The 24,448-nt window shown below is 45.5% G+C and carries 18 protein-coding genes, 21 tRNA genes and 2 rRNA genes (1 of these 41 cut by a window edge); 6 read left to right on the forward strand and 35 right to left on the reverse strand.

Translation table 11 applies throughout. From position 1 onward, the window contains the following. Positions 1-27: 27 nt before the first annotated feature. From menH to JQX68_RS15570, 3 genes are read right to left on the reverse strand one after another with little or no spacing between them, the layout of a single operon-like run. The gene (gene menH, locus JQX68_RS15560) at positions 28-852 is read right to left on the reverse strand and encodes a 2-succinyl-6-hydroxy-2,4-cyclohexadiene-1-carboxylate synthase (protein WP_103030890.1); all 825 of its coding nucleotides are present in this window, start codon (positions 850-852) and stop codon (positions 28-30) included. Beyond that, positions 840-2,582: a 2-succinyl-5-enolpyruvyl-6-hydroxy-3-cyclohexene-1-carboxylic-acid synthase gene (gene menD, locus JQX68_RS15565; protein ID WP_147772406.1), complete on the reverse strand. Its 1,743-nt coding sequence runs from the start codon at positions 2,580-2,582 to the stop codon at positions 840-842. The genes menH and menD overlap by 13 nt, the downstream gene beginning before the upstream one ends. Then, positions 2,579-3,994 carry an isochorismate synthase gene (locus JQX68_RS15570; RefSeq protein ID WP_205440342.1) on the reverse strand — a complete coding sequence of 472 codons (1,416 nt, stop codon included), beginning with the start codon at positions 3,992-3,994 and terminating at the stop codon, positions 2,579-2,581. Before JQX68_RS15570 ends, menD begins: the two co-directional genes overlap by 4 nt. Positions 3,995-4,283: 289 nt before the next feature. On the opposite strand from JQX68_RS15570, the gene JQX68_RS15575 reads away from it, so the two are divergent. Next, a complete protein-coding gene (locus JQX68_RS15575) occupies positions 4,284-5,003 on the forward strand; it encodes a yteA family sporulation protein (RefSeq protein WP_014665108.1) in 720 nt (239 codons plus the stop codon). Positions 5,004-5,011: 8 nt separating this feature from the next. Here the strand turns inward: JQX68_RS15575 and JQX68_RS15580 are convergent, their stop codons facing one another. Then, complete coding sequence (locus JQX68_RS15580; protein WP_205440343.1) at positions 5,012-5,830, reverse strand: UTP--glucose-1-phosphate uridylyltransferase; 819 nt, start codon at positions 5,828-5,830, stop codon at positions 5,012-5,014. Between the two features lie 171 nt (positions 5,831-6,001). Here JQX68_RS15580 and JQX68_RS15585 point away from each other — a divergent pair, with 171 nt between their 5' ends. The 3 genes from JQX68_RS15585 to JQX68_RS15595 are packed head-to-tail and all read left to right on the forward strand — an operon-like array spanning position 6,002 to position 9,461. Continuing rightward, the gene (locus tag JQX68_RS15585; protein WP_147772409.1) at positions 6,002-7,288 is read left to right on the forward strand and encodes a UDP-glucose dehydrogenase family protein; all 1,287 of its coding nucleotides are present in this window, start codon (positions 6,002-6,004) and stop codon (positions 7,286-7,288) included. After that, positions 7,285-8,235 carry an NAD-dependent epimerase/dehydratase family protein gene (locus tag JQX68_RS15590; protein WP_147772410.1) on the forward strand — a complete coding sequence of 317 codons (951 nt, stop codon included), beginning with the start codon at positions 7,285-7,287 and terminating at the stop codon, positions 8,233-8,235. The genes JQX68_RS15585 and JQX68_RS15590 overlap by 4 nt, the downstream gene beginning before the upstream one ends. 2 nt (positions 8,236-8,237) lie before the next feature. Then, positions 8,238-9,461, forward strand: a complete 1,224-nt coding sequence (locus tag JQX68_RS15595) for a glycosyltransferase family 4 protein (RefSeq protein WP_014665113.1) — start codon at positions 8,238-8,240, stop codon at positions 9,459-9,461. A 71-nt stretch (positions 9,462-9,532) separates the two neighbouring features. Here the strand turns inward: JQX68_RS15595 and JQX68_RS15600 are convergent, their stop codons facing one another. The 3 genes from JQX68_RS15600 to cotSA are packed head-to-tail and all read right to left on the reverse strand — an operon-like array spanning position 9,533 to position 12,172. After that, positions 9,533-9,967, reverse strand: coding sequence for a hypothetical protein (locus tag JQX68_RS15600; protein WP_014665114.1), 435 nt, complete (start codon positions 9,965-9,967; stop codon positions 9,533-9,535). 1 nt (position 9,968) lies between these two features. After that, a complete protein-coding gene (gene cotS / locus JQX68_RS15605) occupies positions 9,969-11,024 on the reverse strand; it encodes a spore coat putative kinase CotS (protein ID WP_014665115.1) in 1,056 nt (351 codons plus the stop codon). Between the two features lie 14 nt (positions 11,025-11,038). Next, positions 11,039-12,172, reverse strand: a complete 1,134-nt coding sequence (gene cotSA, locus JQX68_RS15610) for a spore coat protein CotSA (RefSeq protein WP_136654389.1) — start codon at positions 12,170-12,172, stop codon at positions 11,039-11,041. A gap of 189 nt (positions 12,173-12,361) precedes the next feature. Here cotSA and cotI point away from each other — a divergent pair, with 189 nt between their 5' ends. Beyond that, positions 12,362-13,435 carry a spore coat kinase CotI gene (gene cotI / locus JQX68_RS15615; RefSeq protein WP_147772411.1) on the forward strand — a complete coding sequence of 358 codons (1,074 nt, stop codon included), beginning with the start codon at positions 12,362-12,364 and terminating at the stop codon, positions 13,433-13,435. Between the two features lie 92 nt (positions 13,436-13,527). Continuing rightward, positions 13,528-13,995: a TspO/MBR family protein gene (locus JQX68_RS15620; RefSeq protein ID WP_040082028.1), complete on the forward strand. Its 468-nt coding sequence runs from the start codon at positions 13,528-13,530 to the stop codon at positions 13,993-13,995. 30 nt (positions 13,996-14,025) lie between these two features. Here the strand turns inward: JQX68_RS15620 and glgP are convergent, their stop codons facing one another. The 28 genes from glgP to JQX68_RS15760 all read right to left on the reverse strand — a co-directional run. Further along, a complete protein-coding gene (gene glgP, locus JQX68_RS15625; RefSeq protein ID WP_014665119.1) occupies positions 14,026-16,422 on the reverse strand; it encodes a glycogen phosphorylase GlgP in 2,397 nt (798 codons plus the stop codon). After that, positions 16,409-17,863 carry a glycogen synthase GlgA gene (gene glgA / locus JQX68_RS15630; protein ID WP_147772412.1) on the reverse strand — a complete coding sequence of 485 codons (1,455 nt, stop codon included), beginning with the start codon at positions 17,861-17,863 and terminating at the stop codon, positions 16,409-16,411. Before glgA ends, glgP begins: the two co-directional genes overlap by 14 nt. Continuing rightward, a complete protein-coding gene (gene glgD, locus JQX68_RS15635) occupies positions 17,860-18,891 on the reverse strand; it encodes a glucose-1-phosphate adenylyltransferase subunit GlgD (RefSeq protein ID WP_103030900.1) in 1,032 nt (343 codons plus the stop codon). Before glgD ends, glgA begins: the two co-directional genes overlap by 4 nt. A 23-nt stretch (positions 18,892-18,914) precedes the next feature. Continuing rightward, entirely contained in the window at positions 18,915-20,057 is a 1,143-nt protein-coding gene (locus JQX68_RS15640) for a glucose-1-phosphate adenylyltransferase (RefSeq protein ID WP_147772413.1), read from the reverse strand. After that, positions 20,054-21,937, reverse strand: coding sequence for a 1,4-alpha-glucan branching enzyme (glgB, locus tag JQX68_RS15645; RefSeq protein WP_147772414.1), 1,884 nt, complete (start codon positions 21,935-21,937; stop codon positions 20,054-20,056). The genes JQX68_RS15640 and glgB overlap by 4 nt, the downstream gene beginning before the upstream one ends. A gap of 232 nt (positions 21,938-22,169) precedes the next feature. Next, a tRNA-Glu gene (locus tag JQX68_RS15650) sits at positions 22,170-22,241 on the reverse strand. Positions 22,242-22,271: 30 nt separating this feature from the next. After that, a tRNA-Ser gene (locus JQX68_RS15655) sits at positions 22,272-22,362 on the reverse strand. Between the two features lie 3 nt (positions 22,363-22,365). Next, positions 22,366-22,440, reverse strand: a tRNA-Asn gene (locus tag JQX68_RS15660). Between the two features lie 12 nt (positions 22,441-22,452). Continuing rightward, a tRNA-Ile gene (locus tag JQX68_RS15665) sits at positions 22,453-22,529 on the reverse strand. A gap of 15 nt (positions 22,530-22,544) precedes the next feature. Further along, positions 22,545-22,618 (reverse strand) — tRNA-Gly (locus JQX68_RS15670). Positions 22,619-22,628: 10 nt separating this feature from the next. After that, positions 22,629-22,704, reverse strand: a tRNA-His gene (locus JQX68_RS15675). Between the two features lie 20 nt (positions 22,705-22,724). After that, positions 22,725-22,800, reverse strand: a tRNA-Phe gene (locus tag JQX68_RS15680). A gap of 12 nt (positions 22,801-22,812) precedes the next feature. After that, a tRNA-Asp gene (locus JQX68_RS15685) sits at positions 22,813-22,889 on the reverse strand. An 11-nt stretch (positions 22,890-22,900) separates the two neighbouring features. Then, positions 22,901-22,977: transfer RNA gene (locus JQX68_RS15690), tRNA-Met, on the reverse strand. Positions 22,978-22,994: 17 nt separating this feature from the next. Beyond that, positions 22,995-23,087 (reverse strand) — tRNA-Ser (locus JQX68_RS15695). Positions 23,088-23,093: 6 nt separating this feature from the next. Next, positions 23,094-23,170 (reverse strand) — tRNA-Ile (locus tag JQX68_RS15700). Between the two features lie 2 nt (positions 23,171-23,172). Further along, positions 23,173-23,249: transfer RNA gene (locus tag JQX68_RS15705), tRNA-Met, on the reverse strand. Positions 23,250-23,270: 21 nt separating this feature from the next. Next, a tRNA-Ala gene (locus JQX68_RS15710) sits at positions 23,271-23,343 on the reverse strand. A 5-nt stretch (positions 23,344-23,348) separates the two neighbouring features. Then, positions 23,349-23,425 (reverse strand) — tRNA-Pro (locus JQX68_RS15715). A 15-nt stretch (positions 23,426-23,440) separates the two neighbouring features. Then, positions 23,441-23,517, reverse strand: a tRNA-Arg gene (locus tag JQX68_RS15720). A 9-nt stretch (positions 23,518-23,526) separates the two neighbouring features. Beyond that, a tRNA-Leu gene (locus JQX68_RS15725) sits at positions 23,527-23,612 on the reverse strand. A gap of 14 nt (positions 23,613-23,626) precedes the next feature. After that, positions 23,627-23,701, reverse strand: a tRNA-Gly gene (locus JQX68_RS15730). 5 nt (positions 23,702-23,706) lie between these two features. Next, positions 23,707-23,793: transfer RNA gene (locus JQX68_RS15735), tRNA-Leu, on the reverse strand. A gap of 10 nt (positions 23,794-23,803) precedes the next feature. Beyond that, a tRNA-Lys gene (locus JQX68_RS15740) sits at positions 23,804-23,879 on the reverse strand. Between the two features lie 37 nt (positions 23,880-23,916). After that, a tRNA-Thr gene (locus JQX68_RS15745) sits at positions 23,917-23,992 on the reverse strand. A gap of 31 nt (positions 23,993-24,023) precedes the next feature. Continuing rightward, positions 24,024-24,099, reverse strand: a tRNA-Val gene (locus JQX68_RS15750). A 22-nt stretch (positions 24,100-24,121) separates the two neighbouring features. Continuing rightward, positions 24,122-24,237: ribosomal RNA gene (rrf, locus tag JQX68_RS15755) — 5S ribosomal RNA — on the reverse strand. A gap of 133 nt (positions 24,238-24,370) precedes the next feature. Then, a 23S ribosomal RNA gene (locus tag JQX68_RS15760) occupies positions 24,371-24,448 on the reverse strand; it runs 2,850 nt beyond the window's last position.

Consider the following 24,448-nt stretch of genomic DNA (forward strand, 5'->3'; position numbering starts at 1 on the left):
CCTCCTTTTATTCTCTATGTGAATGAGTCAGATGCTTGTCAAAAACTCACTCACTATTTTACCAAACAATCGCGGCTGTTCCACATGGACCGTATGTCCTGCCTTTGGAACAATCTCTATTCTACTAGAAGGAAGCATCTTATGCACCTCTTGATTGATGGCGCAAAATTTTTCGTCCCACTCGCCGCAGATAAGGAGCACAGGAACGGCTATTTCTTCTACACGGCTCCACAAGGAAGGCTGTGAACCGGTGCCCATGCCGGTTAAACTGTTCGCAAGCCCAATCTTATTGTTCCGCAGACGGCCCGATCGTATCCTGTGCCGAATATCTTCTGCCAGCCGCTGCTGGGATGAAAACAAAGGGATGTTCTCCCAATACTCAACAAACGCTTTGATCCCGTCACGCAAAATAAAATCAGCAAGCTTCCGGTCCCGCATGATCCGCTCCCGCCGTTCCCCAAGCGTTTTGAGTCCCGGCGTTGTGCTTTCAAGCACAAGTGCTGATACCCGCTCTGGATATGTCATCGCAAAGGAGTAAGCAAGCCTTCCTCCCATAGAATACCCAATCAATTTCACTTTGTGAAGTTTTAATTGATCAAAAATCTCGGCAAGGTCAGAAACCTGCCGGCTAGTGCTGTATCTTTTCCCATTCAGCGGGGCATCGGTTTCACCATGCCCTAAACAATCAATTTTGATCAAGCGGGAATCAGGCAGCATCTCATCAAGAAAAGTCCATGATTGTTTGCTGCCTGTAAACCCGTGCAGACAGACGACGGCTTCGGAAGCATCCTGTCCGACGTCTGTCACAGCATACCGGACACCATCTGACACCGTTATGTTTACAGATCCCATTGTTTTTTCACTTCCCGCACAGCCTCGTTCAGCATATCGCGATGAAGCTGGACTCTCGATTGGCGATCTGTTTTGATTTCGATCAAATGGAGTCCGGGTTTGTCTGCCTGCGGCGCGTAAGCTGTTTTGAATTCATCCCATGAAGCCGGGCATGAATACGTTCCGCCGTAAAGTGCAGCCGCATGCTTGAAATCGAGCCCAGTCGGTGTGCCGAACAAATCTTCAAAGTGTGTCTTCTCAGAAGCCTGCGGCAAAAAGGAAAAGATCCCTCCGCCGTCATTATTGACAAGAATCACAGTCAGAGGAATGCCCAGTTTTTTGGCCGCGAGCAGGCCGTTTAAATCATGATAAAAAGATAAATCTCCAATCACAAGGGTAACAGGCGCTTTTGTTCCTTCACATACCCCCATCGCAGAGGAGACGACACCGTCTATCCCGTTTGCGCCCCGGTTTGAATAAATCCGGAAAGAGCGTTCCTGCTTTTCAAAAAACGTATCAACATCCCTGATCGGCATGCTGTTGCCAACAAACAGCGAGCTGTTTTCAGGCACAAGATGCTGAAGGATTCGATAGAGATTGCCTTCAAACGAAACATCTTCACTGCTGATGGTTTGCAAATGCTCGCGGAACCGCCCATTGACAAACTGCCACTTCTCAAGCCACTCTGATGATCTGGTGGCAGCAGTAAGGCCTGCCATGATCTCCTCAGCAAAAACAGACGCATTACAATGGATCATATGCGCGCTTGCCTGTGTCGGGTCTCTCCACCCTCCATCCTCGTCAATCACGATTTGCTGAATCGCCGGATCATCCTTAAGCCATAAGAAAACCGGTTTTGAAACAGGCATCGGCCCAAACCGGATGACAACATCAGGACGAAGTTTCAGCTTCAGCTCATCATCTTTTAAAAATGAATCATACGCATCAATGACAGTGCTTTTATCGTGAACACCATACCGCAGATTAGACAGCGGATCCGCTAAAATCGGATACTGAAGCGCTTTTGACAGCGCAATAATGTTTTCCTTATCCGCTTCACTATGGAGCTCTCCGCAGACGATCATTCCTTTTTCAGCCTCTGTGAGCATTTCAGCCACATCAGAAAGGGATTCGCGGTCAACAGACTGCGTACCCGTTTTTACAGACACATGACGGCCTGTTCTCATTCTTCCAAACGGCTCATCCGAAAGATCCGGCATCAGCGGTTCGCGCAGCGGCACATTCACATGGACAGGCCCCATTGGTCGTTTTTGTGCTTCACCGGCAGCGCGGCTTGCCAGCGTTCGGATGTATCTCAGCATTTGCGGAGACTCTTCAGGAAGAGCAGAGTCTGTGAAAAACTTAACAAAGTTACCGAATAAGAAGTGCTGATTAATAGCCTGCGGTGCGCCTACTTCGCGCAGCTCATGAGGCCGATCAGCAGTTAACACAATAATTGGCACCCTTGAATAATGGGCTTCAACCACAGCCGGATAAAAATTGGCCGCGGCTGTTCCTGATGTGCAGATCAATAGTACGGGACGCTGCTTCGCTTTTGCCAATCCTAGTGCAAAAAACCCGGCCGATCTTTCATCAATTTGGACATGGACGCTAATATCGGGGTGCGCGGCAGCAAGAATAGCCAGCGGCGTGGATCTTGAGCCCGGACAAACGACGGCGTCCGTAATTCCGGAAAGGGCGAATTCATCAATAAAACTTCCGATGTAATGAGTAATCGGGTTGACAGTCAACGCCTCTCACCTCCTAATGCAGAGATCATCGGCTTCAATTTAATCTGCGTTTCTTCATATTCCGAGATTGGCTCCGAGTCTTCCACAATACCGCACCCGGCAAACAGCCTTGCTGTTCTGCCTTCGATCAGTCCGGAACGAATGGCTACTGCGAATTCCCCGTTATCCTGGCTGTCAATCCAGCCGATAGGGGCTGCATACCAGCCGCGATTCATCGGTTCAATCTCTCGGATCACTTCAACAGCTTTTTCCTTAGGTGCTCCCCCAAGCGCCGGAGTGGGATGCAGCTTCTCAATTAAGTCAAAAATCGAAGCAGAGTCACGCAGCTGTCCGACAATCGGCGTAAATAGGTGCTGAACGCTTTTTGTTTTGTACAATACAGGCCCATCAGGCTTTTCAACCTCTGAACAGGCTGATTCAAAAGCATTATGAATCATGCCTACGACAATATCATGCTCATGCAGGTTTTTCTCATCGTTTAATAATTCAAGCCCGATCCGGCGGTCTTCTTCTTCATTCACGCCTCGTTTAATGGAGCCTGCCAGACAAGTAGACATGACAGTGCTGCCGTCCCTTTTGATCAGTCTCTCTGGAGATGCGCCGACAAAGGTTTTGCCTCCCTGTTCAATTGCAAAAACATAACTTGTCTGCTGATCTTTCAGAAGCGTTTTAAGCACCGGTTCAATTTGGATTGGACCGTCAAACGTGAGCAGCAGCTCTCGGGCAAGAACCACTTTATCATATTGTTTCTCTTTAATTTGGCTTGTTGCCGTTTCGATTGCTTTCAGCCAATCATCCTTATCCAGCTCTTGAGATGCTTCAATCATAGCCTGGCTTCCCAGATCTAAATCAGGAACAATTAATTCCGCTGCAAAAGCTTGTAAGCCTTCCAAAACAGCCTCTGCGTCTTCTTCTCCTTTTACCCATCTGTTGACTGTTAAGAACGGGCCTTCAGCAGTCATTGTCAGCATAAGCGAAGGCACAAAGAAATCCCCTTCCGAGAAATGGTCCCATTGTGTACCTCTTTCTTCGCAAGGGTCAAAAGAAAATCCTCCGAATAACACAGGTCCCACTGCAGAATGCTGCAGCTTTTCTTCTTCATAAATATGAAAAGCCGTCTTTTTAAAGCGCTCCCATTGTTCAAAAACCTCACGATACCGCTCGCTGTTTTTTTGATTTGTCTGGAAAACTGCTTCTTTGCCAAGACCGACTATTGTCAATTCACTTTCAGGATCTGACCAAAAAAATCGATTGCCTGTATATTTTTTTGCTCTGTAATTGAAAAATGATAGAGGGTCAAGAGACTCGATTTGTCTCGAATAGCTTATTAAGACAGCATGGTTGACTTCTTTGGCTTTATGTAATGCATGTAGAACTCCCTTTCGGAACGTACGCTGCACCGTTGTCACCATGAGACATTCCTCCATAATCCTTAAAATGCTTTTAATACCATACACCTGTGTCTTCTTTGTGTCAAACACAGATCATGCAGTCCAAATGGCCTGCCTTACCTATTATAAACCTAATTTCAGAAATGAAAAAGAAACAAAGCTTAAATTTCTTTCTCCACTGGTAGCAAAGCTTGTATCCGCTTACCATAAAAGGAAAACTTCCTATATTCCTCCATCCGGCATTTATGAAAGTTCTCGGGCGATCTGTTCATACTAAAGGTATGCATCAAAGAGAAACGAGGCGATCACATTGCTTACAAAAGACCAGCTGCAGCATTTAAAAAGTGAACTGGAACAAACGAAAAAAGATATTTTAAACCGTTTTAAAGACAATGACCATTTTCAGCTCAATTCAGCCTTTCCTTATGATTCAATGGGTGAACTTTCAGCTTATGATAACCACCCCGGAGACCATGCAACCGAACTTTACGAGCGTGAAAAAGACATCGCTCTCGATTTACATGAGCGAGAGCACCTTCGGGACATTGAGCATTCATTAAAAGCGATAGAAAACGGTACGTACGGTATTTGTGAAGTCAGCGGAAAGGAAATCCCTTACGAAAGACTTGAAGCGCTTCCGACTGCCACAACACTCGCGGAGTATTCGTCACAGGACGTGGTGTCCAAAGACCGTCCGATCGAAGAAGAAACACCTTTCGGGCAATTTGAATTTGACGATGATGAAGAAATCAGAGCGCCATATGACAGTGAAGATTCCTATCAGGATGTCGAAAAATACGGTAACTCACAAACGCCGCAGGATATGGAAAATCCGCCGCTCAGCTACGATGATATGACGATGAACGCCGAAGAGAATATCGGCAATACGGAGTCTTACGAAAATTTCATTGCTACTGATATCACCGGCAAAGAAATTACAGTTTATCAAAGCAGGGCCCATGAGCGTTATGAGGAAGAGCTTGACGAAGAGGGAATCATGACAACATTCGGCGATCTCCACGCTGATTGAACCCCCGATTATCGGGGGTTCTTTTCCGTTTTCATCATATCGGAAATCAGCCTCAAATAATCCTTTTGCAGGCCGATGTCATACCGCTCGCCCTCTAGCAATTTCCCGTAAACATTGCGTGCCCCGAGTGAAGCTTTAATCGCATCCGTTACCTGCACTTCTCCTCCGTTATCAGCTTCTAATTCGTCCAGCTTATCAAAGATATCCGGTGTAAAAATATAACGTCCTGCTGCAGCAAAATGAGATGGCGGGTTTTCTTTAGGCTTTTCCACAATATCCTGGATGCGATAAACCCCTTTTTCAACAGGCTCCCCCTTTATCACCCCGTAATGATGTAAATCCTCCGTTTTTGTTTCTTTTAAGCCGATCACACTGGACTGATATTTCGTATACGCTTCAATCAGCTGCCCTAAAGCCGGCTGATTGGCGGAAAAAATCAGATCATCGGGCAAAACGACGGCAAAAGGTTCTCCGCCTGCAAATGGCCTTCCGTAAGAAATGGCATCACCCAAACCCTTTGCATAAGGCTGGCGCACATAGTGAATCCGTATATCTGGAATTGGATGCTCACTGAGTAAATGAAGTTTATCCCGGGAGGCCAGAAAAGCTTCGAGTGCCAAAGAGGAATCGAAGTAGTCGACAATCAGGTTTTTATGGCTCGATACAACCATCAAAATGTCCTCAATGCCTGACTCCTTTAGTTCTTCAACAATATAATGAATTACAGGCTTAGACCCTACCGGAAACATTTCTTTCGGAATCACCTTCGTCACCGGCAGATTTCTCGTGCCGAATCCTCCGGCAGGAATGATCGCTTTTTTTATCATGGTATTTTCCCCTCAGCTTATGTTTATTACATGATATTCCAAGAGCGCATCCCGATGTTTGTCCATGTGAAATTAGGCGGACGCAACTGGGCAGAAAGCGGAATCACGAACCAGCCCTTTTTTAATAGGATATTGATATATGACCAGTAATCTTGAAAAGGAGCTCAGGTGATGAAAATTTGTGTGGTTGGCGCCGGATATGTCGGTTTAACTTTATCAGCGGCACTGGCATCCATCGGGCATGACATGATATGCACAGACAAAGACGTCAAAAAAATCGAGCAGCTGAAAAATGGAGACATTCCCTTTTACGAGCCTGGGCTTTCTGATGCAATAAACCATTACGGCAATCTCTCGTTTTCTTCTGAAGTGAAATCGAGCATGGAGAAATGTCCCGTCATCTTTATCGCAGTCGGAACCCCACCGCGTTCGGACGGGTCAGCTGATACGAAAGCCCTGCAGTCCGTCATCAGCGATTTGAGCGAGGCGATTCGATCGTATAAAACCATTATTACGAAAAGCACTGTTCCGCCCGGGACAAATGAAAACATAGCAAAACAGCTGGTTGACTCCGGTGTGTCTGAAAGTTTGTTTAACATCGTATCCAATCCCGAGTTTCTGCGGGAAGGCAACGCCTTATATGACATGCTGCATCCTGACAAAACGGTCATCGGTATTCAGGAAGGCGATCACGTATCGGCAGCAATCGTCAAATCTATTTACAAACACATTGACACCCCTTATATCATTACAAGCTTAACAGGAGCAGAGCTGATCAAATATGCCAACAACTTCTTTTTAGCAGCCAAAATCTCGTTCATTAACGAAATGGCCCGCTTATGTGAAGCCTATCATTCAGATATCTCGGATATTTCCCGCGCTATCGGACTAGATCCGAGAATCGGGAGGCACTTTTTGCAGGCTGGCATCGGATACGGCGGCTCTTGTTTTCCAAAGGATCTGCAGGCGCTGCAATTTGCTGCCAAGGAAAAAAACACGGAGACCTTCCTGCTTCAAGCCGTGCAGCACATTAACGACACTCAGCTCGGCCTGTATATCAAAAAAATACAGTCATTCTTCGATACACTTCAAGGCAAGAAAGCAGCTGTACTCGGCATTTCCTTCAAACCCCATACCGATGACACCAGAAATTCTCAGGCCGTCAGACTGATTGAAGGGCTGGCAGAGCTGGGATGTGATGTTCATGCATATGATCCTGAAGCTGTCCTTCCAGAACATTTGCGGCAACATGCAACTCAGCATTCTCAAGCTTTTGATGCGATAGAAGAGAGTGACTTTTTATTTTTGGCGACAGAATGGCCTGAGTTTTTAGCGTTTGATTGGAAAAAGGCTGCAGGCATCATGAAAGGGCGTCTTGTGATTGACGGACGCAACGTACTGAAAAAAGAACCGATCGAGGCTTGCGGCCTGATCTGTACGGGGGTTGGGCGCCCATGAGAATACTCGTCACAGGAGCAGCGGGATTTATCGGCTCCCACCTCTGCGAAGAATTACTGAAGGATAAGAAACATCACGTTATCGGAATCGATGACTTTATCGGTCCTACTCCATTTTCCTTAAAATTAAAAAACCTTAAAACCCTGCTGCAAGAAAAACGATTTACGTTTATAAAGGAAAATCTGCTGACAGCGGATCTTTCTCCCTTACTGGAAGGAGTGGACGTCATCTTTCATTTGGCGGCCATTCCGGGTGTCCGCTCAAGCTGGGGCAATCATTTCCACCCATATGCCGCACATAATATCCAAGCGCTACAAAGACTTCTCGAGGCATGCCGTGAACATCCTATTCAAACGTTCGTCTTTGCATCCACCTCTTCCGTCTATGGCGAAAAACAAGGAAAAGTCAGCGAGAACACATCGCTTTCTCCTTTATCTCCGTACGGGGTAACAAAGCTTACCGGTGAAAAGCTTTGCCATGTGTATCAACAAAGCTTTGGCATTCCAATTGTGATTCTCCGTTTTTTTACCGTTTACGGACCAAGACAGCGGCCGGACATGGCTTTTCATCGGCTCATCAAGCAGCACCTTCAGCAAAAGCCGCTCACGATCTTCGGTGACGGGCAGCAGTCAAGAGATTTTACTTACATCGGCGACTGTGTCAAAGGCATCACCGCTGTTCTTGGGAAACCCCACCTTATTGGTGAAACGGTAAATATCGGCGGCGCTGAACGTGCCTCAGTCTTAAAGGTTGTCTCCCTGATTGAAGAGATTTCCGGTAAAAAAGCAATACTGCACTTTTCGGACAAAATAGCAGGGGAACCGAGCAACACGTGGGCGGATATTTCAAAAGCAAAGCAGCTCTTGCATTATGATCCTGCCACATCCTTAAAGGATGGCTTGACTAACGAAATTGCCTATTTATCGTCGCTGTATCAGGGGGAATGAAAATGAAGCTTGCCTTTATCTGTACAGAAAAGCTGCCGGCGCCCGCGGTACGCGGCGGCGCTATTCAAATGATGATTGACGGTGTCACGCCCTATTTCAGCAGCCGCTACGACCTGACCATTTTTTCAATAGAAGATCCATCGCTTCCAAAAAGAGAAACGAAAAACGGCGTACATTATATCCATCTGCCAAAAGAGCATTACCGAGAGGCGGTAGCCGAAGAGCTGCGAGCCTCTTCCTTCGACCTCATTCATGTGTTTAACAGGCCTTTAAATGTCTCTTTATATAAAAAGGCTTCACCAAACAGCAAGATCATTCTGAGCCTGCATAACGAAATGTTTTCTGAAAAAAAGATGACCTTCGCGCAAGGAAAAGAAGTACTCGACAATGTCTCCATGATTACAACTGTCAGCGAATTTATTAAACAAACCGTCATCGAACGTTTCCCTGAAGCCGAGGACATCACAAAAGTCGTGTACTCGGGCGTTGATTTACACGCTTATCCGCCCGTCTGGACGACGAAAGGCGCGGCTGTCAGAGAAACATACCGAAAAAAATACGACATTGAGGATAAAAAAGTTATTTTATTCGCCGGCCGCTTAAGCCCGACAAAAGGGCCTCACCTTCTCATCCACAGCATGAGACGGATTTTGCAGCAGCATCCTGATGCTGTACTTGTCATAGCGGGCGGGAAGTGGTTCAGCGATGACAGCGAAAATCAATATGTCACCTATCTTCGCAAGCTGGCGCTGCCGTACAGAGACCACGTGCTCTTTACAAAATTCATTCCCGCAGACGACATACCAAACCTTTTTCTGATGGCAGATGTATTTGTTTGCAGCTCTCAGTGGAATGAACCGCTCGCCCGTGTGAATTATGAAGCAATGGCAGCCGGCACGCCCTTAATTACCACAAACCGGGGCGGTAACGGAGAGGTCGTAAAACACGAAGTCACCGGCCTTGTCATTGACAGCTACAACAAACCTTCTTCATTTGCAAAAGCAATTGACAGAGCCTTTACAGATCAAGAATTAATGAACAAAATGACAAAAAACGGCCGTAAGCATGTAGAAGCTTTATTTACCTTTACACATGCTGCCAAACGACTCAATGAAGTTTACCAATCCGTTTTGACCCCGAAAAACAAACAATTCCCGCCGCCTTTTCTGACGCAAAACCTTGATTTATCATCAATCAATCAGCTTTTTGTGAAAGCAAAATCATAAACCTACAGCTCGCGTTGCAAAACGGGCTGTTTTTTGTTGCAGAGAGCTCAAAAAAAGGCATAAAAGTGACTTTATGCCTTTCGCTTTACAGCTGAAGAAAACCATGGAGCTGGTTTAGAATCACTTGGAAGAATGATGATTTCCACTCTAGCTTCCTCCACTAATTCTGGTTCTTCATCATCATGCTCTTCTTCCTCAAAGAGCGGCATTGAGCGTTTCGACTCACGCTCCTCCTCAGGCTCTCGAGCAGTTTCAAATTTCGTTTCTTCTTCATCATTGATGATTTTGTGTTCAGTTTCCTTTTCCTTCGTTTCTTCTTGATATTCTTTCGGTGCATTGATGTGAGGAAGCTCTCGGATGCTGCCCACAGCTAAATGCTTCTCCTCTTCCTCCTTCTCAGCTGAGATTGAGTCATGAGCCTGCCATCCCATTGACCCAGGCGGTGTAAATACGAATTGGTCGAGATCCAATTTAGAAATAGAGGCTTTTTGTCTCGAAGACCTCATGTCAATTCGCCTCCCGATACGCTTTTATCTTTTTATAGAGTTCCGGCAGTTTATCCAAAAACGAATCTTTAGATTCTTCAACGGAAATCATATTTTGCAGCGCCCAGTTATACTTCTCATCTGACCACGTTTTCTTTTGCTTCAAATAATATTTATGGCCGATTGCACAGAACAAATGCGGAAACGCGAGATCAATCCAAAGTACCTCATACTGTTTTTCTGTGAGCGGATACACTTTGTCATAGGCCGCAAGCAGCGCAACCATGAAATCAGTATCCCACACAGAAAGCTTAACCATCACTTTATTCAGCAGAATACGAAGGTCTCTTGAAGGCAAATCGTAGGTAATCGAGTGAAGCTCCTTTAAAAAGGGCTCCCCGTCGATCTCAGTCAAACGTGCCAATGTAAAATCCTGAAAACAGAATCCGCCATGCTCGAGCGTTTCTTTTGTCCAGGTTTCGTATTCTGAGTCATCAAGCGCTTGAAGTGCTTCTTTTCCTCTTGCCAGCATTTTATCAGCATGTTTTAAGAAAGTTTGCGAAAATACGTCATCAGGATAAGATGCTGCGATCTGCATATTCCCTTCAAGTTCCTGCAGCTTCCATCGGTATAATTTATGCCATTTTCCCAGCCTGCTTCTCTTCTTGCTTTCATCTGTGCAAACATATCCTTTTGACGCATGATGAAAATGGCCTGCAAACGACATGACTTTTTTCATTTGCTCTGCATCATAGTAAATCATTTCTTTTCCTGTCACTTTGTCATATAAGCTGTAAGAAACCTGATCCGTGCCCAAGCAGCTACCGCCATTTTTTGTTTGATGAATCGGCGCTATCGGCAGCCCTTTCTCTTGTAAATGGGCATGAGCCTGAGTAATAAAAAGCATCCGCTCCGGCTTCATTTGCGCTTCTTTTAGCAGCTTTGGGCCATGATCAGTTTGAACTTCCCAGATTTTGCGCCCGCTTTTGTTCGATTTCAGCGCCACATTGTCAATATGAAAAGGATAATAGCTGAGAATTTCAGACACAATCTGTTCTTCATGCTCTTTTTGGTACACTCTGTTCACCCCTTCTATCTGTTCTTTTCATAGACGCTGAGCAGATTTTCAGCCACCCTCTGCCAGCCGAAATTGCTTTCTGCCTCACGGCGGCTGTATTTCCCAAGCCGTTCCCGCTTTTCCGAGCTGCTCAGCAAATCATTGATATGTTCGGCATATTGTTTAGGATTTTCAAAGTCATGAATGATGTAGCCGTTTTTCCCTTCCTCTATGACCTCTGGATTGCCTCCCCGATTGCTTGTAATGATAGGCAGTCCCGCAGCCATCGCTTCATAATGCACCCTTGCTAAAGGTTCCTGCCATTGCGAAGAGCACACAAATACATCTGACATGGTATAAAGGCGCGGAATGTCCTTTGGCTTCACAAATTGAATAAATGTGACATGATCCTTTTGCATCGCGCCAAGGGTGTGAAGATGTTTGACATAGTTATTTAATTCATTATCTCCGAACCATTTGGACCCGATAAACACCATCATGACATCGGGATGCTCCTCAATGATGTCCGGCAAAGCCTGCAATAAAATGTGCGGGCCTTTGACTTTGCTAAGACGGCCGACAAATAGGACGATTTTTTTGCCGTGAAGCCCCAGCTCGCTTCGCATCTCTTCGCGAGCCCGCTGTCCTTCATTCGTCCAGCGGGGATGGTACGCTTTTAAATCCACACCGGAATAAACTGTTTTTGTTTTTGATCGGGCTGACGGAAAACGGCTTGTGATCGTCTGTCCGATATAATCGCTGACCGTAACAATCTGCGCTACGGAATCGATGCAAATCTCTCCTTCTGCCTGGCTGATTTTATCGTAAGCAAACATTTCATTGTGAACGCTTAATATAAAAACAGCGTCCGGCGCCTGTTTTTTCAATTTTGGAACCCAGCTTGGGCGATTACAAACATGCACAAGGTCAAAGCGGCTCCTTCTCAGCTCTTCTCCAACAGCTTCTTCATAACGGTCTTCATCCAAATGTACATAATGGACACCGTCTGCAGTCTCTCTATCAGCGAGATTAGGATCTTTAATAGAAAACACAGTCACCTCATGTTTTTTGGCAATTAAAGGGGCAACCGCTTCGAGGTAGATTTGAATGGCGCCTCCTCGAACCGATGGGACAGGAAGCTTCTCTGTGGCGATCAGTGCTATTTTCATACATAGCCTCCATTCCTGCATGATTTTTAACTAGTTAGAATCATGATACGGCTGATCAACCAACTTGTGCGGATTGGGACTGCCCCAAAAACAAAACGGGTAAACAACCATATTCATCTATTAAATATAGTCAAATATCTCAATCATTTTTTCCTTTTGATTCATAAGGTAGGAGTAAAACAGGTAAGGATGTGTCCTTTAATGGCAGAAAACCACGAAGTCATTGAGGAGGGGAATTCATCAGAGCTTCCTTTATCAGCAGAAGATGAAAAAAAATTAACGGAGCTGGCTGAAAATGTGCTTCAAGGATGGGATGTGCATGCTGAAAAAATAGACGTCATTCAGGGAAATCAGATGGCGCTGGTCTGGAAGGTCCACACAGGCTCTGGCGCGGTTTGTCTGAAACGAATACACAGACCGGAAAAGAAAGCGTTATTTTCCATTTTCGCGCAGGATTATTTAGCAAAAAAAGGCATGAATGTTCCTGGCATACTCCCAAACAAAAAAGGCAGCCTATATTCCAAGCACGGCTCCTTTCTATTTGTCGTATATGATTGGATCGAAGGAAGACCGTTTGAGCTGACTGTAAAGCAGGACTTAGAGTTTATCATGAAAGGCCTTGCTGATTTCCATACAGCGTCCGTCGGATATCAGCCGCCGAATGGCGTTCCCGTATTTACCAAATTAGGGCGCTGGCCGAATCACTACACGAAACGGTGCAAACAGATGGAAACGTGGAAGCTGATGGCGAGAGCGGAAAAAGAAGACCCTTTCTCACAGCTTTATCTTCAGGAGATAGACCGCTTCATTGAAGACGGCCTGCGCATCAAAGACCAGCTTTTGCAATCGGCCTATGTTCCATGGACTGAACAGCTGAAAAAAAGCCCTAACCTTTGCCACCAGGATTACGGAACCGGGAATACACTCTTAGGAGAAAATGAACAGATTTGGGTCATCGACTTAGATACCGTATCATTTGATCTGCCTATTCGCGATTTGCGCAAAATGATTATTCCGCTTTTGGATACGACGGGCGTTTGGGATGGCGAGACATTTCATGTCATGCTGAACGCATACGAATCCAGAGCCCCATTAACAGAAGAACAAAAACAAGTCATGTTTATAGATATGCTGTTTCCATATGAGCTTTACGATGTCATTCGCGAAAAATACGTCCGCAAGTCTGCTTTACCGAAGGAAGAATTAGAATCAGCTTTTGAATATGAACGCATTAAATCAAACGCATTGCAGCAGCTGATTTAAATCCATCATTTCCCCCGCATATCGGGGGTTTGATCTTTATAAGCTAAAGGGTAAGTATAAATGTAAAATAAATACATACGGAGGTTGCAAACATGAAAAAGATGATCGGCGCCATAGCAGTTTTTGTGATTACATACGCGCTGTTTTCAGCCGCAGGATACCTGTTTCCTGTTGACCAAGAATGGTACAATTCATTAAAAAAACCCGACTGGACGCCAAGCGGTTCTGCAATCGGCATCATTTGGGCCATTCTGTTTGCCCTGATCTCCCTTTCAGCTGCCATTATATATGCTGCGTTTTCTTTTAAAGGTGCAAAAAGCTTTTGGTTTGCGCTTTTAATAAATTACGTGCTCAATCAGGCATTCAGCTATTTCCAGTTTACGCAAAAAAATCTGCTGGCTGCATCGATTGACTGCCTGCTTGTCGCCATCACAGCAATCGTATTACTGATCATTGCGAAAAAATACAGCAGAGCCGCAAGCTATCTTCTTTTGCCTTATTTTTTATGGAGTGCATTTGCGACGTTCTTATCCTTTGCCATCGATTCAATGAATCTGTGAACAAAAAAAGCCGCTTATACAGCGGCTTTTTCATATCATCGGCTTGATGCCCCAAATGTCCTTCGCATATTCCCGGATCGTGCGGTCGCTGGAGAAATATCCAGAATGAGCAATGTTTACAATCGAACGCTCAGACCATTTCCTTCGTTCTCGATAATCAGCTTGAATTCGCTCTTGCGCATCTGCATATGAGCTGAAATCCTTCAGTACAAAATACTCATCATTATGCGGAAGCAGCGAGTCATAGATCGATTCAAACTCATCTGCTTCTCCTTCAAAAAAACCATTGATCAGCTGATCGACTACCTGCCTGATTCTCCGGTCATGCTGATAATATTCCCTCGATCTATAACCGCCGTTTTCCTGATATGATAGAACATCATCCGCTTTTAAGCCGAACGTGTAAATACAATCAGGGCCCACCCGCTCAAGGATTTCGATATTAGCGCCATCATGCGTGCCGATTGTCAAAGCGCCGTTCATCATAAACTTCATATTTCCTGTACCAGACGCTTCCTTGCTTGCGGTTGAAATTTGCTCACTTACATCTGATGCCGGAAAAATTCGCTCAGCCATAGAAACTCTATAATTTTCTAAAAAAACAACTTTGATCAGCTGTTTGACCGCCGGATCATAATTGACTTTATCTGCGACAGAATGGATCAGCTTAATGATTTTCTTGGCATAATAGTAGCTTGGTGAAGCCTTTGCCCCGAAAATAAAGGTTTGCGGGTAGATTGAAAACCCAGCGTCCTCCTTGAGGCGGTTATACAAATACATAATGTGAAGAACATTCAACAGCTGACGTTTATATGCATGAAGCCGTTTCACCTGAACGTCGAATATGCTGTCAGGGTTCACAACCACCCCTGCCGTGCAAAAAATCAAATCGGCAAGCTCTTGTTTTTTCTTGCTTTTGTTGTTTTGAAACTGTTCAATAAATGCAGGATCAGAGGCGTACGATTCTAAATGGATCAGTGATTCCGGCTGTTTCACCCATTCATCGCCGATCGCCTCTGTAATGATGGCAGACAAGCCTGGATTCGCTTTTAACAGCCAGCGCCTGTGGGCAATCCCATTCGTCTTATTGTTAAAACGATTCGGGAACAGCAAGTGAAAGTCGCGCATCTCTCTTTCCTTTAATATATCCGAATGAATTTTTGCAACACCATTTACACTGTAACTGCCTACTATGGCCAGATGAGCCATCTTGACAACCCCATGCGCTGTAATCGCCATGTTCTCTATCCTTTTCCAGTCTCCCGGATACTTTTCCCAAACTGCGCGGCAAAACCTTTCATTGATCTCTTCAATAATCATATACATGCGCGGGAGCAGCGGCCTAAACAAATGAATCGGCCATTTCTCAAGCGCTTCTGACAATGTTGTATGATTCGTATAAGAGATCGTATGTACAGTGATATGCCAAGCTTCTTCCCAGCTCATGTCCTCTTCATCGAGCAAAATCCGCATCAGCTCAGGCACCGCAAGCGCAGGATGAGTGTCATTAATATGAATGCTCACTTTTTTATGCAGGCCGGATAAAGATTTATGCGTTTTTCGGTAATTGTTTACAATGCTTTTTAAGCTTGCGCATACCAAAAAATACTGCTGCTTCAGACGTAAAATTTTCCCCTCGTCATGGGTGTCATCGGGATATAAAAATTCAGAAACCGCTTCTGTTTCCCGCTTATAAGATAAAATATTACCGCCATGATAATGCGCATAGGGCTCGGCGTTCCAAAGCCTTAACGTATTGACAGTGCCCGTTTCATAGCCGATGACCGGAATATCATAAGGAACAGCGGTTACAATTGTCGCTTGTTCGTGGCGAAAATGCAGACGCCCGCTTTTTTCTGTCATATGCACCTCGCCCCAAAATGGAACGTCAACTGCCTGATCCGCATTCCTTACTTCCCATACATTCCCGTTTTTCAGCCATTGCTCAGGCAGCTCCACCTGATGCCCGTCTACAATTTTTTGCTCAAACAAGCCATGCTTGTAACGGATGCCCATCCCGTGCCCCGGCAAGTTCAACGAAGCAAGAGAATCTAAAAAGCAAGCGGCCAACCGGCCAAGCCCGCCGTTGCCGAGACCAGCATCGTTCTCTATCTGAAGGATCTCCTCTAAATTGATGCCGATATCCTTTAAACCAGCTTCTACAACATCACGAACACCGAGATTCATTAAGTTTTGTTCAAGGAGCTGACCGAGCAGAAATTCGATTGATAGATAATATGTCTGCTTCCCGGAATTGGATCTGCTTTTTTCATTCGTCTTGATCCAATCTGCACTGATATACTCTCTGACCATATTGCCCAACGTTTTATATTGATCCAGCTTGGCAGAATCTTTAAAGCTTTTTCCGCACGTCATTTCCAGGCGCTTTAAAAATAAATCTGCAAAGCGTTCTTTACTCGAGAACATCCCGTCCACTCCTTGTCACATGTTCGAAAATGCGCTGATACTCTTTAGCCGACTTCCCCCAGCTGTAATCTGCATTCATTGCGGTCTTCATGATGCTCTGCCATACATCCTGTTGGCGATAAAACGACAGCGCCCTTTCAATCGTAAATTTCAGGTCATGCGCATTGAAGGCGGAAAATGTAAAACCATTGCCCGTCCCCTCTTCCTCCTGATAGGAACGGACAGTGTCGTAAAGTCCGCCCGTTTCTCTAACAATGGGAATGGCGCCATATTGAAGAGCAATGAGCTGCCCCAAGCCGCACGGCTCAAATTTCGACGGCATCAAAAACATATCAGATCCCGCATAAATTTGGTGGGCAAGCGGCTCATCAAACCCAATATAAGCTCTGCACTTCTCATGAAAAGCAAATTCTGCATACCGAAAATAATCTTCGAATTCACGTTCTCCTGTCCCCAGCACAACCAGCTGTATGTCTTGCTCCTCAAGAAGCTCGTGCATAATTCTGCGGACAAGATCAAGCCCCTTTTGTTTAGTGAGCCTTGTCACCATACTGATCAGCGGAATATCGTTTTTCTCTGGAAGCCCCATTCGCCGCTGAAGCTTCGTTTTGTTTTCCATCTTGCATGCAAGATGTTCCGAATCGTATTGCGCCTCTATATAAGGGTCGCTTTTCGGCTGATAGGACGTATCATCAATGCCGTTTAATATGCCCGTTACATCATTTTCCCTATATTGCAAAACCTGTTCCAACTGCTCACCATAATACGGAGTCAATATTTCATTTCTGTAAGTGGGGCTCACAGTCGTCACATGATCAGCCGCAATGATGCCCGCCTTCATAAAATTAACAAATCCGTTGCATTCTAACCTTTCATAGTGAAAATGATCCATCTCAAGACCCAGCAAGTCATGTGTGACATCAGGAGGGAATATGCCTTGAAACTGCAGGTTGTGAATCGTGAGCACGCTTTTCATGCGTTCATAAAAAGGATGTTTTCTGTATTCCTCTTTCAGTAAATAATTGACCATCGCTGTATGCCAGTCGTGAGTATGAACAATATCGGCTGGAACATTCACAACTTTGGCAGCCTCCAGCACAGCTCTTGAAAAAAAGGCAAACCGCTCACCGTCATCATAATGCCCATACAACGAATCCCTGTTGAAATAGTACTCATTGTCGATGAAGTAATAATTCACATCATCCTCTGCCATATGTTCAATTCCGCAATATTGCTGCCGCCAGCCGACAGCTACGGTACACTCAGCCTTTTTTTTCATACGCTTTTTCCACTGCTCAGGTATTTGGCTGTACTTCGGCAGCATCACAGCTACCTCATTGCCTAATCGCGCAAGCGCCTTCGGAAGAGCACCTGCTACATCGGCAAGACCTCCGGATTTAACAAATGGGGTGCATTCAGACACAGCAAATAATATCTTCAAGAATTCATCAGCTCTCCTTGCACCAAACCTTTTCTTAATACAAGCGGCTGCTCAGCTGTTCCAGCAGCTTCCGTCGCCTTGCCGATTTTAACGTCCTTATCAGAAATGACCTGCTCAAGAAGACAATCCTCGCCAATCTGCGTTTTTTGCATAATAATGCAGTTTTTCAGCTTCGTTCCCTTTCCGACATGGACCGCCCTGAACAAAATGCAGTTTTCAACCTCTCCTTCAAGCACACAGCCGTTTGCCACCAAAGAATTTTTGACAGTGCTGTGTTTTCCGTATTTCGTCGGCGGTTCATCCTTCACTTTTGTGTAGATCGGCTGCTGCGGCAAAAATACCTGCTGCCAAAAACGAGGCTGAATGAGTTCCATACTGTGGGTATAATATTTTTCCACCGAATCAATAACAGCGGCATAACCTGAATATTCATAAGGGCAAATGGTCAAGGCGGAAGCTTCCTTTTCAACAGCCTCCTGAATGGTTTTATAGCCTTTTTCGCTATGTCCGTAGATCAGATCCTTTAAAAGTGTTGTAGACATGATATAGATTTGCAGCGACTGGCCGTCCTGAAATACCTCGGTGACATCGCAGCCAACCTCCTGATGGCGTTTCAGCACATATTGAAATTGAATGTTGCATACGGTATGGCTGTTGGAGATAACAGCATATTGCTGCGTGCTTCTGTGGAAGTAATCTAGATGGTCCGAAAACTGGCGAAAGGAACCGAATTCATCGTATTCGTGATGAAGGTGGGGAGACGGAAAAAAAAAGAGACCGTCCTTTTTCCGATGCAAATCCCATTCCTTACCTGCCCCAAGGTGATCCATGAGCGAACGGTAACGATACTTCGGAAAAATGGCAACACTCCTAATATCCGCATTCACCATGTTGGAAAGCATAAAATCAATCAGACGGTATCTGCCGGCAAAAGGAATCGCCCCAAGCGACCGCTGTGCTGTTAAATCCTGAAGAGAATGCTTATATGTGGTTTCATCTATAACACCTAACATTTGATTATTGAACACTGATTCTGCCCCCTGTTCAGTAATTAAATCAATTCTTTTTCTACAAATTCCTCTGAAACGAGCAGCACCTCTTCAATGTCTTTTTCGGAGCGAATCACTGCACCATCCGGGAGCACCGTCCCCTTAGGAACGATGGCATTTTCAATCACTACATGCTCCCCAATCGTCACATCCGGCATGATGACGGATGATTTGACAGTCGCATGCTTACCGACAGTCACACCTTGAAAAAGAACGGAGTGAGACACATTTCCATACACAACACAGCCTTCGTTCACAAGCGAATCTTGAACCTGCGCATCAGATGAAATAAATTGCGGGGGCTGATTGGGATTGACGGAGTAAATTTTCCATTTGCGTTCAAACAGCTTCAGCTCCGAGTCCTCTTTTAACAAATCCATATTGGCTTCCCACAAGCTCTGCACTGTTCCGACATCCTTCCAATATCCTTTGAACGGATAAGCGGAAAGCTTCTTTTTCTCCTTCAAAAGCAGAGGAATAATGTCCTTGCCGAAGTCGTGGCTAGAATAAGGGTTCTGATCGTCCATCTCAAGATACTGTTTCAAAAGCGGCCAATTGAAGATATAAATTCCCATTGAGGCAAGATTGCTCTTAGGGAACTTGGGCTTTTCATCAAATTGTGTGATCGTCCCATCTGGATTGGCCTTCATAATCCCGAACCGGCTTGCTTCCTCCCAGCCCACTTCGATGACAGAGATGGTCACATCCGCTTTCTTTTCAATGTGAAAGTCAAGCATTTTGCCGTAGTCCATTTTGTATATGTGATCCCCTGATAAAATCAGTACATACTCAGGATCATATTGATTCAAATAATTGAGATTTTCATAAATGGCGCTTGCCGTCCCTTTATACCATTTGACTTCTGACGACTCAGCATAAGGAGGTAAAACCGTCACTCCGCCATTATATCTATCAAGATCCCATGCACTGCCGATTCCAATATAGGAATTCAGCTCAAGCGGCTGATATTGCGTTAAAATCCCGACTGTGTCTATGCCTGAATTAGAACAGTTGCTTAGGGTAAAATCAATAATCCTGTATTTTCCCCCAAAAGATACAGCCGGTTTGGCCATATTTTTTGTTAAACCGCTTAGACGGCTGCCCTTTCCGCCGGCAAGGAGCATGGCTACACATTGTTTTTTCATCTTTTTATCTCTCCTCTTTTTCTAACCGCCCGTAAAATCGAGATGCCGTAAGGGGGGATGGTCATCGTGATATAACACGGTTTATGATGAAGAGCTCCCTTTTTGGCCGATATCGGCTTTTTATTGATTTGTCCTGAGCCTCCATATGTTTCACTGTCACTGTTCAGCACTTCGATGTATTGGGTAAAAAAAGGAACTCCAACATCATATTGATGATAGACCGCGGGTCTAAAATTACAAATGATGACAAGCGCCTCACCGTGCTTTTTGCCATAGCGAATAAAAGAAAAGATTGATTGTTCGTCATTATGGACATCAATCCATTCAAACGATTGTGCACGATGGTCATGTTCATAAAGGATTTTGCTTTTTTGGTAAAAGCGGAGAAGATCTTGCGTAAAAACGCTGGCTTTCTGATGCATGGGGAAGGAGTCCAAAAACCAATCAAGCTGTTCTGTATCTTTCCATTCATCAAATTGGGCAAACTCTGATCCCATAAAGATCAATTTCTTTCCGGGATGCACTGTCATATAGCCCAGCAAAAGCCGATACTGGGCAAATTTCTGCCAGTAGTCGCCAGGCATTTTATTAAGAAGTGATTTTTTTCCGTATACGACTTCATCATGAGAAAACGGCAACACAAAATGTTCACTAAACGCATACAGTAATGAAAAAGAGATAAGCTGATGACAATGCCGCCTTTCTTCAGGCGGCGTCTCCATGTATTTCAGTACGTCATTCATCCATCCCATATTCCATTTATAATGAAAACCAAGCCCCCCTTCCTCAACGGCACCTGTCACTTGAGGCCATTCTGTAGAATCTTCCGCGATCATCATCACCTGTGGATACGCCTCTCTCATGGTTTGATTGAGTTTTTTTAAAAATTCAACAGCATATGGATTCGTGTGGCGTTCATCCTGATTTGGCCAATACAAGATATTAGCCACTGCATCAACCCTAAATCCATCTATATGATAGAATTCCGCCCAGTACAACGCATTCGAAATTAAAAAACTATGAACTTCTGGTTTTCCCAGGTCAAAATTTGCCGTACCCCATAACCAGTTCTCGCGATCACGTTCTTCTTTGTATTCATAAAGCGGTTCTCCATCAAACATATAAAGGCCATGTACATCTTTACAAAAATGTCCAGGAACCCAATCTAAAATGACCCCGATATTTTGTTGATGACATTCATCAACAAACCTCATCAGATCGTGCGGTGTGCCAAACCTGCTTGTCGGGCTGTAATACCCCGTTCCTTGGTAGCCCCAGGAACGATCATATGGATGCTCATACACTGGAAGCAGTTCAATATGGGTAAACCCATGCTCTTTGATATACGGAATAAGTGTCTGACTTAACTCTTTATAGGAGTAATGCCTGCCATCAGAATGCTTCTTCCAAGACCCGAGATGCAGTTCATAAATGAAAACAGGTTTCTCATACAGCGTCTTAGTCTTCTGTTTCTTTTGCCATTTTTGATCTTGCCAGCTGTACCCTTCCAAATCGTAAGTAAGTGACGCTGTGTTTGGTCTGACTTCTGAATAAATGGCGTATGGATCTGCCTTCAGCCTAATCTCACCGCAATTCGTCACGATTTCATATTTATATCGTTCCTTTTCTCCTAAACCCGGAATAAATAACGTCCAAATGCCATTATCATTCACTCTGTGCATCACATGCTGTTCTCCCGACCAGCTGTTAAAATCCCCAGCCACTCGTACTTCCGACGCATGAGGCGCCCACACACAGAATTCATATCCGCTTGTGCCATTCAGCTCACGAAAATGCGAGCCAAACAGCTGATAGCTTTTAAACAGACTGCCTTCGTGAAAAAGATAAACATCATGTGCTGTAGGGCTGGCAGCGGCCATGTAATCATCCTTTCTGACATCATAGTTTTCATTTATAGTATTTATTCGAAGAAATAAAAAAAAGCCCTTTCCTGAAAGCGCTTATACTTATAGACAATTAACTTCATTTTCTGAAGAAAAACAAAATATATGGAGATTTTTGTTGCCTGTTTTAAAATAAAGAACGAAGCTTATGACATATCCATGATTGATAAAAATAAAAAAGCCTTGCAGGATATGCAAGGCTTCTGGATGACCCGTACGGGATTCGAACCCGTGTTACCGCCGTGAAAGGGCGGTGTCTTAACCGCTTGACCAACGGGCCGACAATTATAAATTTATATCTGTAATCATATGGCGGAGAAGGAGGGATTTGAACCCTCGCGCCGCTTACACGACCTACACCCTTAGCAGGGGCGCCTCTTCAGCCACTTGAGTACTTCTCCATATGGCTCCACAGGCAGGATTCGAACCTGCGACCGATCGGTTAACAGCCGATAGCTCTACCACTGAGCTACTGTGGAATATAAAAGTCATGGTGGGCCTGAATGGACTCGAACCATCGACCTCACGCTTATCAGGCGTGCGCTCTAACCAGCTGAGCTACAGGCCCATGACGATATAAAAATGGAGCGGGTGATGGGAATCGAACCCACGACATCAGCTTGGAAGGCTGAGGTTTTACCACTAAACTACACCCGCAATTTTTATTTGGGGCGATTGATGGGAATCGAACCCACGAATGCCAGAGCCACAATCTGGTGCGTTAACCACTTCGCCACAACCGCCAAAATATATATTGATAAAATGGTGGCTCGGGACGGAATCGAACCGCCGACACACGGATTTTCAGTCCGTTGCTCTACCAACTGAGCTACCGAGCCTAAATATTTAAATGGCGGTCCGGACGGGACTCGAACCCGCGACCTCCTGCGTGACAGGCAGGCATTCTAACCAACTGAACTACCGGACCATTTTAAAATTTGGTTGCGGGGGCAGGATTTGAACCTGCGACCTTCGGGTTATGAGCCCGACGAGCTACCGAACTGCTCCACCCCGCGATGATTGGGAATATGTATGGCGGAGGAAGAGGGATTCGAACCCCCGCGGGCTTTGACACCCCTGTCGGTTTTCAAGACCGATCCCTTCAGCCAGACTTGGGTATTCCTCCGTATAGTGGTGGACCTTGTAGGACTCGAACCTACGACCGGACGGTTATGAGCCGTCTGCTCTAACCAACTGAGCTAAAGGTCCATTGGTAGCGGCGGAGGGGATCGAACCCCCGACCTCACGGGTATGAACCGTACGCTCTAGCCAGCTGAGCTACACCGCCAAATATTTTTTAGAAACCAAGTGGAGCCTAGCGGGATCGAACCGCTGACCTCCTGCGTGCAAAGCAGGCGCTCTCCCAGCTGAGCTAAGGCCCCAGGAATGGTCGGGAAGACAGGATTCGAACCTGCGACCCCATGGTCCCAAACCATGTGCTCTACCAAGCTGAGCTACTTCCCGATTTCATATAGATCATGGCGCGCCCGAGAGGAGTCGAACCCCTAACCTTTTGATCCGTAGTCAAACGCTCTATCCAATTGAGCTACGGGCGCAAAACTTAATGCCGAGGGCCGGACTTGAACCGGCACGGTAGTCACCTACCGCAGGATTTTAAGTCCTGTGTGTCTGCCAATTCCACCACCCCGGCGTGGATGGTATAGTTGGAGCGGAAGACGGGATTCGAACCCGCGACCCCCACCTTGGCAAGGTGGTGTTCTACCACTGAACTACTTCCGCAGAAATGGTGCGGATGAAGGGACTTGAACCCCCACGTCTGTAAAGACACTAGAGCCTGATTCTAGCGCGTCTGCCAATTCCGCCACATCCGCAACATGTAAATGGTGAGCCATGAAGGACTCGAACCTTCGACCCTCTGATTAAAAGTCAGATGCTCTACCAACTGAGCTAATGGCTCTTCTTACAAGAGACTTAAGTATTATATCATATAAAAGTGGTGCCGGCAAGAGGACTTGAACCCCCAACCTACTGATTACAAGTCAGTTGCTCTACCAATTGAGCTACACCGGCATATATGTAAACCGATATGTATAATAAAGAATGGTGGAGGATGACGGGCTCGAACCGCCGACCCTCTGCTTGTAAGGCAGATGCTCTCCCAGCTGAGCTAATCCTCCATAATTGCACTAACGTGCAATTGCTTGGCGGCGTCCTACTCTCACAGGGGGAAACCCCCGACTACCATCGGCGCTGAAGAGCTTAACTTCCGTGTTCGGTATGGGAACGGGTGTGACCTCTTCGCTATCGCCACCAAACAAATGCCTTCAGGATGAAGGTACTGGGCGTTTCTCACAGGATGTGAGAGCCCTTAGCGGAGTTTCCTTGCCTTTCCGCCTTTAGAGAGGTGTTCTCTCAAAACTAGATAACAGGTGTGACATCATTCAAAATGTGGTTAAGTCCTCGATCGATTAGTATCTGTCAGCTCCATGTGTCGCCACACTTCCACCTCAGACCTATCAACCTGAT

Origin of the sequence: Bacillus sp. LJBS06 (assembly GCF_016924995.1) — a bacterium.
In the GTDB taxonomy this organism is placed as follows: Bacteria; Bacillota; Bacilli; order Bacillales; family Bacillaceae; genus Bacillus; species Bacillus stercoris.

Coding starts and splice junctions, on each gene's coding strand:
- JQX68_RS15585 (WP_147772409.1), top strand. CDS start 6,002: ATGAAAATTTGTGTGGTTGGCGCCGGATATGTCGGTTTAACTTTATCA.
- cotI (WP_147772411.1), top strand. CDS start 12,362: ATGTGTCCTTTAATGGCAGAAAACCACGAAGTCATTGAGGAGGGGAAT.
- JQX68_RS15595 (WP_014665113.1), top strand. CDS start 8,238: ATGAAGCTTGCCTTTATCTGTACAGAAAAGCTGCCGGCGCCCGCGGTA.
- JQX68_RS15640 (WP_147772413.1), bottom strand. CDS start 20,057: ATGAAAAAACAATGTGTAGCCATGCTCCTTGCCGGCGGAAAGGGCAGC.
- glgP (WP_014665119.1), bottom strand. CDS start 16,422: ATGTTCTCGAGTAAAGAACGCTTTGCAGATTTATTTTTAAAGCGCCTG.
- JQX68_RS15590 (WP_147772410.1), top strand. CDS start 7,285: ATGAGAATACTCGTCACAGGAGCAGCGGGATTTATCGGCTCCCACCTC.
- cotSA (WP_136654389.1), bottom strand. CDS start 12,172: ATGAAAATAGCACTGATCGCCACAGAGAAGCTTCCTGTCCCATCGGTT.
- menH (WP_103030890.1), bottom strand. CDS start 852: ATGGGATCTGTAAACATAACGGTGTCAGATGGTGTCCGGTATGCTGTG.
- JQX68_RS15580 (WP_205440343.1), bottom strand. CDS start 5,830: ATGATAAAAAAAGCGATCATTCCTGCCGGAGGATTCGGCACGAGAAAT.
- JQX68_RS15600 (WP_014665114.1), bottom strand. CDS start 9,967: ATGAGGTCTTCGAGACAAAAAGCCTCTATTTCTAAATTGGATCTCGAC.
- glgB (WP_147772414.1), bottom strand. CDS start 21,937: ATGGCCGCTGCCAGCCCTACAGCACATGATGTTTATCTTTTTCACGAA.
- JQX68_RS15570 (WP_205440342.1), bottom strand. CDS start 3,994: ATGGTGACAACGGTGCAGCGTACGTTCCGAAAGGGAGTTCTACATGCA.
- JQX68_RS15620 (WP_040082028.1), top strand. CDS start 13,528: ATGAAAAAGATGATCGGCGCCATAGCAGTTTTTGTGATTACATACGCG.